Here is a 13,757-nt window from a genome sequence, read left to right as displayed (position 1 = left end):
GCCGACGGGGCGCCCAGCGCGCAGGACGTCGTCGACGCGTTCGCCGCCGCCGGCCTGCCGGTGCCGGCACCCCGCGACAACTCCGAGAACTGCGCCTCCGGCGCGGCCCGCTGCGCCGAGCTCGTCACCACCGACGCGGTCTCGGTCTACGTGTTCCCCGACGAGGCGAGCGCCCAGGAGTTCGAGGCCGGCTCCGCGCCCGACGTCCACCGCACGGGCGTCGTGGTGCTGAGCTACGCCGCGGCCAGGACACCACCGCAGGATCGCTCGGAGTACGAGGTCGCGTTGAGCAGCCTGCTCTGAGCGGGAGGAGCGGCGGCCTAGGCTGGGGCCGTGACTGACGACGACCCGTACCGGCTCAATCGTTTCGTCGAGGCCCAGGAAGGGGTCTACCCGCACGCGCTCGCCGAGCTGCGGGACGGCAACAAGCGCAGCCACTGGATGTGGTTCGTGTTTCCGCAGGTCGCCGGGCTGGGGCGCAGTTCGATGGCGCAGGCGTACGCGATCTCCGGTCTCGACGAGGCCCGTGCCTACCTGGCTCACCCGGTGCTCGGGCCGCGCCTGCGGGAGTGCGCGGCCGCGCTGGCCGACGGCGCGGCCGACGACGCCGACCGGATCCTCGGCCCGGTCGACGCGCTGAAGCTGCGCTCGTCGATGACGCTCTTCGCCCACGCCGCGCCCGGCGAGCCGGTGTTCCGCACCGTCCTCGACCGCTTCTACGCCGGCCGGGAGGACGACGCCACCCTTTCAAGGTTGCGTTAGGCGCCGAGCGCGGCACCGACGACGCCGCGGGCCTCCTCCTGGATCTGGGCCAGGTGCTCCTGGCCCTTGAACGACTCCGCGTAGATCTTGTAGACGTCCTCGGTGCCGGACGGGCGGGCGGCGAACCAGCCGTTCTCCGTCGCGACCTTCAGGCCGCCGATCGCCGCGCCGTTGCCGGGAGCCGACGTCAGGATCTCGGTGATCGGCTCGCCGGCCAGCGACGTGGCGGTGACCTGCGACGGCGAGAGCTTGCCCAGCACCGCCTTCTGCTCGCGGGTCGCCGGCGCGTCGACGCGCGCGTACGCCGGGTCGCCGAACCGGGCCACCAGGTCGGCGTGGTGCTCCGACGGCGTGCGCCCCGTCTTGGCGATGATCTCCGAGGCCAGCAGGCAGAGGATGATGCCGTCCTTGTCGGTCGTCCACACCCCACCGTCGCGGCGCAGGAACGACGCGCCCGCGCTCTCCTCGCCGCCGAAGCCGACCGAGCCGTCGAGCAGGCCCGGCACGAACCACTTGAAGCCGACCGGCACCTCCAGCAGCCGGCGCCCCAGGTCCGCGGCGACCCGGTCGATCAGCGACGACGAGACCAGCGTCTTGCCGACCGCGGCGTCGGCGGGCCAGCCCTCCCGGTTGCGGAACAGGTAGTCGATCGCGACGGCCAGGTAGTGGTTGGGGTTCATCAGGCCCGCGTCCGGCGTGACGATGCCGTGGCGGTCGGCGTCGGCGTCGTTGCCGGTGGCGACCTGGTAGAGGTCGCGCTTCGCGATCAGGGAGGCCATGGCGTACGGGGAGGAGCAGTCCATCCGGATCTTGCCGTCCCAGTCCAGCGTCATGAACGCGAAGCGCGGGTCGACGGCCGGGTTGACCACGGTCAGGTCGAGCCCGTGCCTCTCGGCGATCTCGGCCCAGTAGGCGACGCTCGCACCGCCGAGCGGGTCGGCGCCGATCCGCACGCCGGCGTCGCGGATCGCGGCCAGGTCGACGACCGCCGGCAGGTCGTCCACATAGGACGCGGTGAAGTCGAACTCCTGCGTCGTCTCCGCCGCCCGGGCCCGGCCGTACGGCATCCGCCGTACACCGGAAAGCTTGTCGCGGAGCAGTTCGTTGGCGCGGTCCTGGATCCAGCCGGTCGCGTCGGTGTCGGCCGGCCCACCGTTCGGCGGGTTGTATTTGAAGCCACCGTCGTCCGGCGGGTTGTGCGAGGGCGTCACGACGACGCCGTCGGCGCGCGCCGCGGGACCGCGCTTGTTGTAGGTCAGGATCGCGTGCGAGACGGCCGGCGTCGGGGTGAACCCGTCGCGGCTGTCGATCAGCACGGTCACGCCGTTGGCCGCGAAGACCTCCAGCGCGGTGATCGTCGCCGGCTCGGAGAGCGCGTGCGTGTCGCGGCCGAGGAAGAGCGGGCCGGTCGTGCCCTGCGCGGCGCGGTATTCCACGATCGCCTGGCTCGTCGCCGCGATGTGGTCGTCGTTGAACGCCTTGCGCAGGCTCGAGCCGCGGTGGCCGGAGGTGCCGAAGGCGACCCGCTCGGCCGGGACCGCCGGGTCCGGGTGCAGGTCGTGGTAGGCGCCCAGGACGGCGTCGACGTCGATCAGGTCACCGGGCTCGGCCGGCTGCCCGGCGCGTGGGTTGTTCGGCACGTCCCGCATCGTAACGCCGCCCCGAAGATCTACTGGCCGACCCGCCCGTCGATGCGCTCCCGCGGGAGGTCGGCGTGGCCCCCGACCCCGCCCTGGTCGACGAGGCCCGTTCCGGGGTGGAGCCGGCACTGGCGGGCGCCGGTGTGCGACGGTGATCGGGTGCGGGTGATGACGTGGAACCTGTGGTGGCGGTTCGGCGAGCCGGAGCGGCGCCGGCCGGCGATCCGCCACGTGCTGCGCGAGCAGCGGCCCGACGTGCTGGCCCTGCAGGAGGTGTGGGCCGACGGCGACCGCAACCTCGCGGGTTGGCTGGCCGACGAGCTCGGCCTGCACTGGGTGTTCGGCGCGGGCAGCGACCAGGAGACGTGGCGCGTCCGGGTCGACGGCGGTCCCCTGCTGCGCAACGGGGTCGCCGTGCTCAGCCGCTGGCCGATCCGCGCGGAGAAGGCATACGACCTGCCCGGCGACCCGAGCCGCGCGGCGCTGAGCTGCCTGATCGACGCTCCACACGGGACGATCCCGTTCGTGACGACGCACCTGAGCGTGCTGTCGGGCTCGGCGGGCCGGTCGGCACAGCTCGACTGGCTGGCCCGGCACGTGGCGACGCTCCCCCGCGACGGCCACCCGGCGGTCGTGGCGGGCGACTTCAACGCGATGCCGGAGTCCGACGAGCTGCGGCGCTTCGTGGGTGAGCTGACCGTCGGGTACGTGCCGGACCAGCGCCTCCTGGACGTGTGGTGGTTCGCCGACCCGGGCGACCCGGGCTTCACCTGGGACCGCGCCAACCCGCACGCGGCGGCCTGGGTGGCGCCGAGCGCCCGGATCGACTACATCCACGTCCGCCAGAGCAGCCACCGCGCGGGCCGGGTGCTGGGCGCCCACCGCGCGGCCACCACCGCGGTCGACGGGGTCTGGCCGTCGGACCACGCCGCGGTGGTCACCGACCTCAGCGACTAGGGTCCGCGCGGACCCGACCCCGATCGACGTCGGGCGGCCGGCTAGCTGGTGGCGCGGACGGCCTGGAGGATGACGCCGGTGACGACGCCCGGGTGGGTGACCAGCGACAGGTGGCCCGACCGCACCTCGGTGATCCGCGAGTTGGCCCGCTCCGCCATGAACCGCTGCCGGTCCGGCGGGATGATCTTGTCCTGGGTCCCGAGCACGTACCAGGACCGGATGGTCTGCCAGGCCGGCACGCCCGACCCGTCCTGGGCGGCGCTCAGGGCCAGCGGCCGCTGGGCCGCGTAGAGCAGCTTCGCCATCCGGGTGGGCACGCCGCTGGCGAAGTCCCGGAGGAAGACGTTCTGCTTGAGGTAGAGGTCGACGTCACCGGGCGGCGACTGTGGATACGGGACGAAGTCGAACAGCGTGGTCGGGTCGCCCGACAGCGCGGAGTTGGGCCCGGAGAGCTCGAAGACGTTCTCGCCCTGCGCGGGTGCGAACGCGTCCACGAAGACGAGCGCCTTGACGTTGCGGTTGCCGGTGGCGGCGTTGGTGATGACGGTGCCGCCGTACGAGTGTCCGGCCAGGATGATCGGGCCGCGCAGCGTCTCCAGGAAGTCCGCGACGGTCTCGGAGTCGGTGTCGACACTGCGCAGGGTGTTCGGGGGAACGCGGACGTCGTAGCCGAGATCCTGCAGCCGGGACGTGACCCCGTTCCAGGACGACCCGTCGGCCCACGCGCCGTGCACGAGGACGATGGTCGGCTTCGGCTTCGGGTACGCGGCGGCGCCGGCCTGCACCATCGCCAGCGACGCCACGGTCGCCACGACGATCAGGAGCAGGCGCCGCCACCACGGTGTGCCGGCATGGATCTGTTCCACATGAGCCTCCAAGCGAAGGTAACTGGTTCGCCGTCAGAGTAATCGCGCGATTACTGTCCGCTGTGGAGGTGGACGCAGCCGTGGCGCGGCGGGTCGCGCCGCCGCGCCACTGGGGTGCGCTGTCGGGGGTCAGCCGGTCCGGCAGGTCACTGTCGGCCACGTCCAGTTGCCGTTGGCCATGACCGTGATTCCGAAGTTGTTGCCGTTGCCGTTCGGTCTCGCCGTGATGGCGCCGCTCGTGCCGCTGACCGAGGCGTTCCAGCTGTTCTGCAGGCTCTGGCCGCCGTTGAGGTTGAGCGTGACGACCCAGCTGCTGGTGCCGCTGACGGCGACGTTCAGGTTGAACCGGTCGCCCCACTGCTGGCCGGCGGAGAGCGTCGCGGTGCAGTTGCCGCCGCCGGGCGGGTTGGTCGGGGTCCCGGGGTTGCTGCCGCCGCCGCCTTCGCGGACGGTGATGTCGGAGCTGCCGCTGCTCTGGTAGCCCTCGGTCGCCATGATCTGGTAGCTGTGGTTCGTGCCGAGGTTCAGGCCGGAGCGCGCCCAGGCGTCGAAGTGGTTGGCGGTCGTGATCGTGCCGCCGGTGCGCTTCTGCTGGCGGACGCTCCAGAACTGGTAGAACGTGGCGGTGCCGTCGATCGAGGGCTGGTTGACCCGCTGGCTGCGGTAGATGTCGTAGGTGCTGCCGTCGGTGGTGACGGAGCCCATCCGGGTGGCGCCGCTGCTCGGGTTGTAGGTGCCGAAGTTCTCGACGACGTAGTACTCGATGAGCGGGTTACGCGTCCAGCCGTACAGGGCGAGATAGCTGTTGCCGTTCGGGTTGTAGCTGCCGGAGTAGCTGATCGTCCGCCGGTTGCCGGTGGCCCAGCCCTTGCCGCCGACCCAGTTGTTGGTGCCGCTGCCCCAGTTGCTGGAGTACCGCCCGTCCGCGCGCAGGGTCATGCTCGCGTTGCCGCTGTCTTTCCAGAACGAGAAGTAGAACCCGTTGTGCGTGCCGGTCGAGTTCGAGCTGACGGTCCGGTCGGCTTCGGCGTACGCGTGGGGCGCGATCCCCAACCCGCCGACGGTGAGCGCCGCGGCACACGCGGCGCCGAGGAGCAGCCGCATGCGGCCGCGCCTGCGCGGTCTGGTGGACGTGTCGGTCATGTCTCTGCTTCCTCCTCGGTGCGTCCCATCGACGGTCATTGAGCCCCGTCAATGGGGACGGTAGGAGTGGGCGGGTCGCGGCGTCAATGAGTTTCGGAAACGTTCCGGAAATCTGGCGGTTACGCAGCGGCTACTCCGGCGTGGGGGTCAGGCTGGGCATCGACCCGCACGACCGGCACTTCGCCGCGGTGATCGCCCCGACCGAGCCACCGGAGAAGCGACCGTCCGACCCGGACTGTTCCGGTGCCCTCCCGGTTGCCCCACCGAGCCTTGACCTCAAGCGACCTTGAGGTTACCGACCACGCGGCGGTGCGGGAGTGTCTCGCCGGCCTCGACCCGGACCTGTCCGGCCGGACGATCGTCGGCATGTTCACCGGCACGGCGGACGAGGCGAAGCTGACCGCGCGGCGCGTCGAGGAACTCGGCGCGCGGTACCTCGACGCGGGGTTGCAGGCCTCGCCCGAGATGGTGGAGACCGGCACGGCCCCCATCCTGTACGGCGGTGCGCGGGAGGCGTTCGCCCGCCATCGCGCGACGCTGGAACTCCTGGGCCCGCCGCGGCTCGTCGGAGAACGGCCGGAGGCGGCCGCGGTGTGGACTGCGGCAGGCCACGTACCCGCCGGGTCCGGCTGATCTGACCGCACACCGCGCGGTCATCCGCCAGCTCGTCGACATGCGCACCGGTCAACGCCTCGGCGACGGCGGGCTCCCCACGGTAGGGACGCGAATCGATACCCTCGTCGCGGAGGGCCGCGGCGGCGAAGGTCTGACCGCGACAGTCGACTGACGTGAGGAGAGCGCCGTGGTCGATGGCATCGACACCTCGGTTTCGCACTCGGCTCGGATCTGGAACTACTGGCTCGGTGGCAAGGACAACTTCGAGGTCGACCGTACGGTGGGCGATCAGATCCGTGAGGTCCTGCCCGAGATCGTCGACTGTGCCCGTCACGATCGCGTGTTCCTCGGCCGGGTCGTGCGGCATCTCGTCGCCGACGCGGGGATCCGGCAGTTCCTCGACATCGGCACCGGGCTGCCGACCGCCGACAACACGCACGAGGTCGCGCAGCGGATCGCTCCCGAGACGCGCGTCGTCTACGTCGACAACGACCCGCTCGTGCTCGTGCACGCGCGGGCGCTGTTGACGAGTTCGCCCGAGGGCGTGACCGATTATCTCGACGGCGACCTGCGCGACCCCGACCCGATCCTGGAGCGGGCCGGCGCGACGCTCGACTTCACCCGACCCGTCGCGCTGATGCTGCTGGGCGTGCTGCACTACACGCAGGACGACGAGGACGTACGCGCGGTCCTGAAGCGCCTGCTCGACGCCGTGCCGTCCGGCAGTTACGTGACGCTGCAGCATCCCACCAACGCGATCTCCGGCCCGCGGATGGACGAGGCCGTCCGGCGGTGGAACGACGCCGGCGGGGCGCCGATCTACCTGCGCACGCCCGACCAGCTCGCGAGCTTCTTCGACGGCCTCGAGCTGCTGGAACCCGGCGTGGTGTCCTGCTCCCGCTGGCGGCCGGAGCGGGGCGACCTGCCGCCCGAGGTCGACGTGTTCGGCGCCGTCGCCCGCAAGCCGTAAGGGATCCGGTGCGAATGCCGGCAGTCGACACGGACCTGACCGGTGTGGTCGTCGCGGCGCGCGGTGGTGATCGACAGGCGCGCGAGGAGCTCGCCGCGCGGGCGCTGCCGTTGGTCTACACGGTCGTCGCCCGCGCGTTGCACGGTGACCCCGACCTCGACGACGTCGTGCAGGACACGATGCTGCGGGCCGTCCGGGACCTGCCGATGCTGCGCGACCCGGGTCAGTTCCGGGCGTGGCTGATGGCGATCGCGGTGCGCCAGGTCGGCACGCACCTGCACCGGCGGCGCACGTACGGCGCGCGGGTCGCACCCCTGGACGAGGCGCTCGACGTCCCGCGCGAGGACCCGACGCTGTTGCACGCGGCGCTCTCCGAGCAGCGCCGCCAGGTCGCGCGGGCCGGGCGCTGGCTCGACCCGGCCGACCGCATGCTGCTGTCGCTGTGGTGGCTGGAGCAGATCGGGCAGCTCACCCGGGAGGAGCTCGCGGAGGCGACCGGCGTACGCGGTGCCCACGTGCGGGTGCGCCTGCAGCGCATGCGGGACCAGCTCGAGCTGAGCCGATCGGTGGTCGCCGCCCTCGACGCGGTCCCGCCGTGTCCGCGACTGTCCGCGGGCTGGGACGGGACGCCGAGCCCGCTGTGGCGCAAGCGGCTGGCCCGGCACGTCCGCACCTGCGCGGCCTGCGCGCGGGCGTCGGCCGGCCTCGTGCCGACCGAGCGGCTGCTCGACCACGCCCTGCTGCCGGTGCCGGCCGGCCTCGCGGCCGCGGTGCTGAGCGACGGAGGCGTCCCGGGCGGTGTGGTGAAGTCGTCGCTGCTCGCCAAGGCCATGGCGGCGCTCGCGCACCATCCGCTGGCCCTGACCGCGGCCGGCGGGCTGCTGGTCGCCGTCGTCGCCGCCACGGTGCCGTGGTCGCCGGCCGCCCCGCCCCCGCCCGCGCCCGCGCCGCCACCGGCGACGGCGGCCGCGGCGGCCCTCCCGCTCGGGCCGATCTCGCTCGAGGCGGCCGACAGCCCCGGACGCTACGCCGCGACCGCCCGGAACCTCGGCGTGCTGGTCCGGGTCGACGCCGCCGGCCCGACGGCGCTGCGCCGGCAGGCGACGTTCGAGGTGACCTCCGGCATCGCCGACGCGCGGTGCTTCACGTTGCGCACGGCCGCCGGCTGGTACCTGCGGCATTCCTCGTGGCGGCTGCGGTCGGCTCCGGAAGAGCGGTCCCCGCTTTTTCGCGGCGACGCCACCTTCTGCGCCCGCGCCGGCTCCCTGCCCGGCTCCGTGTCGCTGGAGTCGTCGAACTATCCCGGATGGTTCCTGCGCCACCGCGACGGCGAACTGTGGGTGGACCGCGCCGACGGAAGTGCGGGTTTCCAGGCGGACACCGCTTTCGTCGTCCGCGCGCCGTTGGCCGGATAGCGACCACGGCGGGACACCGTTCGTAACAGAAACAATCGCGCCGGTTTTCTGTTACGACATCCATTCCAGATGGTCCCCGCCCGGCTTCCGGTACACCTCTTGAAACTTTCCGAAACCATCTGGCAACATCGGTCGCACTCGATGTGAGCGGTTACTCCCCTTCGTTTCCACCCTGCTCTGACGCCGTACGACACCGAATGTGAGCGCTAACATGAATGTCTCGCTTCGCGCACTGGCAGTGGTCGCCACGACCGTCCTGCTCGCCGCTGTCGGTGTCACCGACGCGAGCGCCGCGACGGTCGACACCAACGCGTGGTACGTGCTGGTGAACCGCAACAGCGGCAAGGCGCTCGACGTCTACAACCTGGCGACCAACGACGGCGCGCGGATCACGCAGTGGGCCCGCAACGACGGCGCACAGCAGCAGTGGCAGTTCGTCGACTCGGGCGGCGGCTGGTACCGGCTGAAGTCGCGCCACTCCGGCAAGGTCCTCGACGTCTACAACCGCTCGACGGCCGACGGCGCGGCGATCGTGCAGTGGGCCGACGGCAACGGCACCAACCAGCAGTTCCGCCTCGCGGACTCCACCGGCGGCCACGTCCGGCTGATCGGCCGGAACAGCGGCAAGGCCGTCGAGGTGCAGAACGCGTCGACGGCCGACGGTGCCAACGTCGTGCAGTACACCGACTGGGGCGGCGCCAACCAGCAGTGGCAACTCGTCCAGGTCGGCTCGGGCAGCGGCGGGGGCGGCACCTACGCCAATCCCGTCGTCTGGCAGGACTTCGCCGACGGCGACATCATCCGGGTCGGCGACGCGTACTACTACTCGGCGTCCACCATGCACTACTCGCCGGGCGCGCCGATCCTGCGCTCCTACGACCTCGTCAACTGGGAGTACGCCGGGCATTCCGTGCCCAGCCTCGACTTCGGCTCCGGCGCGTACGACCTGACCGGCGGGCGGGCGTACGTGAAGGGGATCTGGGCCTCGACGCTCAACTACCGGCGCTCCAACGGCACCTACTACTGGCTCGGCTGCGTGGAGTTCAACCGCACCTACGTCTACACGGCCGCGGCCGTCGACGGCGCGTGGCAGAAGCGGGCGCAGATCAACAACTGCTACTACGACGCCGGGCTGCTGGTCGACGACAACGACACGATGTACGTCGCATACGGCAACTCGACCATCAGCGTCGCCCAGCTTTCCGGCGACGGGTTCAGCCAGGTCCGCAGCCAGCAGGTGTTCCAGACGCCGTCGAGCGTGGGCACGCTGGAGGGCGCCCGGTTCTACAAGCGGAACGGCAGCTACTACATCTGGCTCACCCGCCCGGCCAACGGCCAGTACGTCCTCAAGTCGTCGAGCCCGTTCGGCCCGTACGAGATGCGCCAGGTGCTGCTGGACATGCCCGGCCCGATCGCCGGCGGCGGAGTGCCGCACCAGGGCGGGCTCGTGCAGACGCAGAACGGCGACTGGTACTACATGGCCTTCGTCGACGCGTACCCCGGCGGTCGCATGCCCGCCCTGGCCCCGATCTCGTGGAGCGCCGACGGCTGGCCGAGCGTGCGAACCGTCAACGGCGCCTGGGGCACCTCGTACCCGAAGCCGACCATCCCCGCGTCGGGTCGGACCGTGGCCTCGATGATCGGCCCCGACACCTTCGGCTCCCCGACGCTCGGCCACCGGTGGGAGTGGAACCACAACCCCGACAACAGCAGGTGGTCGGCCGGCAGCGGGCTGCGGTTGGGGACGGCGACGGTCACCAACGACCTGTACGCGGCCCGCAACACGCTCACGCACCGGATCCAGGGTCCGTCGTCGACCGCGACGATCGAGCTCGACTACGCGACGATGACCAACGGCGACCGGGCCGGCCTCGCGATGCTGCGCGACTCCTCGGCGTGGATCGGCGTGCGGCGCGACAACGGCACCACCCGCGTGTCGATGACCAATGGCCTGACCATGAACAGCGGCTGGAACACCACCGGCACCGGCACCGAGCAGGCGAGCGCGCCGGTCTCCGGAGGCCGGATCTGGTTGCGGGTGAACGCCGACGTCCGCCCCGGCTCCGGCCGCCAGGCCCGGTTCTCGTACAGCACCGACGGATCCACCTTCACGAGCCTCGGACCCGCCTTCACCCTCAACAACACCTGGCAGTTCTTCATGGGCTACCGGTTCGCGATGTTCAACTACGCGACCCAGGCGCTCGGCGGCGCGGTCACGGTCCGCCGCTTCGACCTCACCACCCCCTGATCGGAGGCATCGACATGACGAGCAGATCGAGACGTACGTGGTGGTCGGTCGCGGCCACCGGGCTGGCGGCGGCCCTGACCGTCGGCCTCGCCGGCACCGCGCAGGCCGCCAGCACGCTCGGCGCCTCGGCCGCCGAGAAGGGCCGCTACTTCGGGGCCGCGGTCTCGGCCGGCAAGCTGGGCGACGGCGCGTACACCACGATCCTCGACCGCGAGTTCAACAGCGTTACGCCCGAGAACGAGATGAAGTGGTCCTACACCGAGCCGCAGCAGGGCAGCTTCAGCTACGGCAGCGCGGACCGGATCGTCAACCACGCGCGCTCCCAGGGCAAGTCGGTACGCGGCCACACCCTGCTCTGGCACGCCCAGCAGCCCGGGTGGGCGCAGAACATGTCCGGCACGGCCCTGCGCAACGCGATGAACAACCACGTCACCCAGGTCGCCACCTACTACCGCGGGAAGATCCACTCGTGGGACGTGGTGAACGAGGCGTTCGCCGACGGAAGCGGCGGCGGCCGGCGTGACTCCAACCTGCAGCGCACCGGCAACGACTGGATCGAGGTCGCCTTCCGGCTCGCCCGCGCCGCCGACCCCGCCGCCAAACTCTGCTACAACGACTACAACACCGACGGCGTCAACGCGAAGTCGACCGGCATCTACACCATGGTCCGCGACTTCAAGGCCCGCGGCGTCCCCATCGACTGCGTCGGGTTCCAGTCGCACCTGACCAACTCGGTGCCCGGCGACTACCAGGCCAACCTGCAGCGCTTCGCCGACCTCGGGGTCGACGTGCAGATCACCGAGCTCGACATCGCCGGGTCCAACCAGGCGAGCGTCTACGGCACCGTCACCCGGGCCTGCCTCGCGGTCACCCGCTGCACCGGGATCACCGTCTGGGGCATCCGCGACACCGACTCCTGGCGCACCGGGCAGAACCCGCTGCTCTTCGACGGCAACGGCAACAAGAAGGCCGCGTACGAGGCCGTGCTCACCGCCCTCAACGCCGGCGGCGGCGGCAACCCGTCCGGCCCGGTCGACCCGAGCGCGTGGTACGTGCTGGTCAACCGCAACAGCGGCAAGGCGCTCGACGTGTACGGGCGGGCGACGACCGACGGTGCCCGGATCAACCAGTGGACCCGCAACGACGGCGCCTGGCAGCAATGGCAGTTCGTCGACTCGGGCGGCGGCTACTACCGGGTGCGGTCGCGACATTCCGGCAAGGTCCTCGACGTCTACAACTTCTCGACCGCCGACGGCGCCGCGATCGTGCAGTGGGCCGACGGCAGCGGCACCAACCAGCAGTTCCGGGTCGCCGACGCGAGCGGCTACGTGCGGCTGATCAGCCGGCACAGCGGCAAGGCGGTCGAGGTGCAGGGCGCGTCGACGGCCGACGGCGGCAACGTCGTGCAGTACGCCGACTGGGGCGGCGCCAACCAGCAGTGGCAGCTCGTCCGCGTCGGATGAAGGGGAACGCGATGACACGACTCCGCCGGCTCGCGGCCCTGGTGCTCGCCCTCCTGCTCGTCGGAGGCGCCGCCGTGGCGCTGCGCGCGCCGACCGCCACGGCACTGGCCAACGGCGTGGCCCGCGTGCCACCCATGGGCTGGAACAGTTGGAACAGCTTCGGCTGCAACATCAACGAGACGCTGATCCGGCAGATGGCCGACGCGATCGTCGCGAGCGGGATGCGCGACCTCGGCTACCAGTACGTCGTCGTGGACGACTGCTGGTTCAACCCCAACCGCGACTCGGCCGGCAACCTGCAGGGCGACCCGACCCGCTTCCCGAGCGGGATGCGGGCGCTCGGTGACTACCTGCACGCCCGGGGGCTGAAGTTCGGGCTCTACCAGGTGCCGGTCGACCGGACCTGCGCGCAGTACTTCGGCGTCTATCCCGGAGCGACCGGCAGCCAGGGCCACGAGGCGCAGGACGCCCGGCAGTTCGCCGCCTGGGGCGTGGACTACCTGAAGTACGACTGGTGCTCCCCCAACGGGACGATCCAGGACCAGGTGGCGACGTTCGCCAGGATGCGCGACGCGCTGGCCGCCACCGGCCGGCCGATCGTCTACAGCATCAACCCCAACAGCATCCACGCGAAGACCGGGCCCCAGCGCAACTGGGGTGACGTGGCCAACCTGTGGCGCACCACGGAGGACATCACCAACGCCTGGGACACCGGGCAGGCCAACGGATACCCGATGGGCATCCAGAACATCGTCAACGTCACCGTCCCGCTGGCCGACTACGCCGGGCCGGGCGGCTTCAACGACCCCGACATGCTCGAGGTCGGCCGTGGCGGGATGTCGGACACCGAGATGCGCAGCCACTTCGCGCTCTGGGCCATGCTGGCGGCGCCGCTGATCGCGGGCAACGACGTGCGGTCCATGACGTCGGCGACCCAGGCGATCCTGAAGAACCAGGACCTGATCGCGATCAACCAGGATCCGCTGGCCCTGCAGGCCCGCCAGGTCAGCGGCGACAGCAGCCGCCGCGTGCTGGCGAAACGCCTCGCGAACGGCGACGTCGCGGTCGCCCTGTTCAACCAGAGCGGCGCGACAACCACGATCGCGACCAGCGCGGCCGCGATCGGCAAGACCGGGTCGTCGTTCACGCTGCGGGACGCGTGGACCGGCGCGACCACGAGCACCACCGGCGCCGTCACCGCGACCGTGCCGGCCCACGGGACGGCGGTCTACCGGGTGTCCGGCGGTGGCACGGCGCCGCCGGCGAGCACCGGCACCCTGGTGAGCGCGGCGTCGGGACGGTGCCTCGACGTGCCGCAGGGCAACGCCGCCAACGGCACACAGCCGGTCGTCTGGGACTGCAACGGCGGGGCCAACCAGCGCTGGACGCGCGACGGGCAGACCGTCCGCGCGCTCGGGAAGTGCCTGGACGCGCCGTTGAACGCGGCGGCCGGGGCGAAGGCACAGATTTGGGACTGCAACGGCGGGGCCAACCAGCGCTGGAGCTTCGGCTCCGACGGCACCGTACGCGGTGAGCAGTCGGGACTCTGCCTGGACGTCGACCGGAACCTGACCGCGAACGGCACCCTCGTGCTGCTCTGGACCTGCACCGCCGCGGCGAACCAGCGTTGGGCGTCCGCGTCATGACCGGCAGACGTCGCCAGCCAGTAGGACGCCGA

The 13,757-nt window shown here is 71.5% G+C and carries 12 protein-coding genes; 9 read left to right on the top strand and 3 right to left on the bottom strand.

Annotated features, from left to right (window positions below; genetic code table 11):
- Together Asi02nite_RS20065 and Asi02nite_RS20060 are read left to right on the top strand one after the other, a co-directional pair.
- Window positions 1-303: hypothetical protein (locus Asi02nite_RS20065; RefSeq protein WP_203715071.1), on the top strand; the 303-nt coding region annotated here is incomplete at its 5' end.
- A 30-nt stretch (window positions 304-333) separates the two neighbouring features.
- Window positions 334-762 carry a DUF1810 domain-containing protein gene (locus Asi02nite_RS20060; protein ID WP_203715070.1) on the top strand — a complete coding sequence of 143 codons (429 nt, stop codon included), beginning with the start codon at window positions 334-336 and terminating at the stop codon, window positions 760-762.
- On the opposite strand, the gene pgm is transcribed toward Asi02nite_RS20060, so the two are convergent.
- Window positions 759-2,411: a phosphoglucomutase (alpha-D-glucose-1,6-bisphosphate-dependent) gene (gene pgm, locus Asi02nite_RS20055; protein WP_203715068.1), complete on the bottom strand. Its 1,653-nt coding sequence runs from the start codon at window positions 2,409-2,411 to the stop codon at window positions 759-761. The genes Asi02nite_RS20060 and pgm overlap by 4 nt on opposite strands.
- 159 nt (window positions 2,412-2,570) lie before the next feature.
- Here pgm and Asi02nite_RS20050 point away from each other — a divergent pair, with 159 nt between their 5' ends.
- Window positions 2,571-3,359 carry an endonuclease/exonuclease/phosphatase family protein gene (locus tag Asi02nite_RS20050; protein WP_203715067.1) on the top strand — a complete coding sequence of 263 codons (789 nt, stop codon included), beginning with the start codon at window positions 2,571-2,573 and terminating at the stop codon, window positions 3,357-3,359.
- A 41-nt stretch (window positions 3,360-3,400) separates the two neighbouring features.
- On the opposite strand, the gene Asi02nite_RS20045 is transcribed toward Asi02nite_RS20050, so the two are convergent.
- Window positions 3,401-4,225, bottom strand: a complete 825-nt coding sequence (locus tag Asi02nite_RS20045; protein WP_239126842.1) for an alpha/beta fold hydrolase — start codon at window positions 4,223-4,225, stop codon at window positions 3,401-3,403.
- Between the two features lie 129 nt (window positions 4,226-4,354).
- Complete coding sequence (locus tag Asi02nite_RS20040; protein ID WP_239126841.1) at window positions 4,355-5,368, bottom strand: glycoside hydrolase family 11 protein; 1,014 nt, start codon at window positions 5,366-5,368, stop codon at window positions 4,355-4,357.
- Window positions 5,369-5,611: 243 nt separating this feature from the next.
- Between Asi02nite_RS20040 and Asi02nite_RS20035 the strand changes: the two genes are divergently transcribed.
- The 6 genes from Asi02nite_RS20035 to Asi02nite_RS20010 all read left to right on the top strand — a co-directional run bounded on the left by Asi02nite_RS20035 (window position 5,612) and on the right by Asi02nite_RS20010 (window position 13,725).
- Complete coding sequence (locus Asi02nite_RS20035; RefSeq protein ID WP_275410371.1) at window positions 5,612-6,001, top strand: NAD(P)-binding domain-containing protein; 390 nt, start codon at window positions 5,612-5,614, stop codon at window positions 5,999-6,001.
- 169 nt (window positions 6,002-6,170) lie between these two features.
- The gene (locus Asi02nite_RS20030) at window positions 6,171-6,953 is read left to right on the top strand and encodes an SAM-dependent methyltransferase (RefSeq protein ID WP_203715065.1); all 783 of its coding nucleotides are present in this window, start codon (window positions 6,171-6,173) and stop codon (window positions 6,951-6,953) included.
- Window positions 6,954-6,967: 14 nt separating this feature from the next.
- Window positions 6,968-8,368: a sigma-70 family RNA polymerase sigma factor gene (locus Asi02nite_RS20025; RefSeq protein ID WP_203715064.1), complete on the top strand. Its 1,401-nt coding sequence runs from the start codon at window positions 6,968-6,970 to the stop codon at window positions 8,366-8,368.
- 211 nt (window positions 8,369-8,579) lie between these two features.
- Window positions 8,580-10,616: a family 43 glycosylhydrolase gene (locus Asi02nite_RS20020; protein WP_203715063.1), complete on the top strand. Its 2,037-nt coding sequence runs from the start codon at window positions 8,580-8,582 to the stop codon at window positions 10,614-10,616.
- Between the two features lie 14 nt (window positions 10,617-10,630).
- Window positions 10,631-12,079 carry a glycoside hydrolase family 10 protein gene (locus Asi02nite_RS20015; protein ID WP_203715062.1) on the top strand — a complete coding sequence of 483 codons (1,449 nt, stop codon included), beginning with the start codon at window positions 10,631-10,633 and terminating at the stop codon, window positions 12,077-12,079.
- A gap of 11 nt (window positions 12,080-12,090) precedes the next feature.
- Window positions 12,091-13,725: a glycoside hydrolase family 27 protein gene (locus Asi02nite_RS20010; RefSeq protein ID WP_203715060.1), complete on the top strand. Its 1,635-nt coding sequence runs from the start codon at window positions 12,091-12,093 to the stop codon at window positions 13,723-13,725.
- The last annotated feature ends 32 nt before the right edge of the window (window positions 13,726-13,757 follow it).

The sequence above is a fragment of the Asanoa siamensis genome, from assembly GCF_016862555.1.
GTDB lineage: Bacteria > Actinomycetota > Actinomycetes > Mycobacteriales > Micromonosporaceae > Asanoa > Asanoa siamensis.
This window is presented reverse-complemented; position numbering and strand designations above follow the sequence as displayed.

What these genes read in the sequence shown, in the direction of transcription:
- Asi02nite_RS20050 (WP_203715067.1), top strand. Translation starts at nt 2,571, where the DNA reads ATGACGTGGAACCTGTGGTGGCGGTTCGGCGAGCCGGAGCGGCGCCGG.
- Asi02nite_RS20015 (WP_203715062.1), top strand. Translation starts at nt 10,631, where the DNA reads ATGACGAGCAGATCGAGACGTACGTGGTGGTCGGTCGCGGCCACCGGG.
- Asi02nite_RS20010 (WP_203715060.1), top strand. Translation starts at nt 12,091, where the DNA reads ATGACACGACTCCGCCGGCTCGCGGCCCTGGTGCTCGCCCTCCTGCTC.
- Asi02nite_RS20020 (WP_203715063.1), top strand. Translation starts at nt 8,580, where the DNA reads ATGAATGTCTCGCTTCGCGCACTGGCAGTGGTCGCCACGACCGTCCTG.
- pgm (WP_203715068.1), bottom strand. Translation starts at nt 2,411, where the DNA reads ATGCGGGACGTGCCGAACAACCCACGCGCCGGGCAGCCGGCCGAGCCC.
- Asi02nite_RS20025 (WP_203715064.1), top strand. Translation starts at nt 6,968, where the DNA reads ATGCCGGCAGTCGACACGGACCTGACCGGTGTGGTCGTCGCGGCGCGC.
- Asi02nite_RS20040 (WP_239126841.1), bottom strand. Translation starts at nt 5,368, where the DNA reads ATGACCGACACGTCCACCAGACCGCGCAGGCGCGGCCGCATGCGGCTG.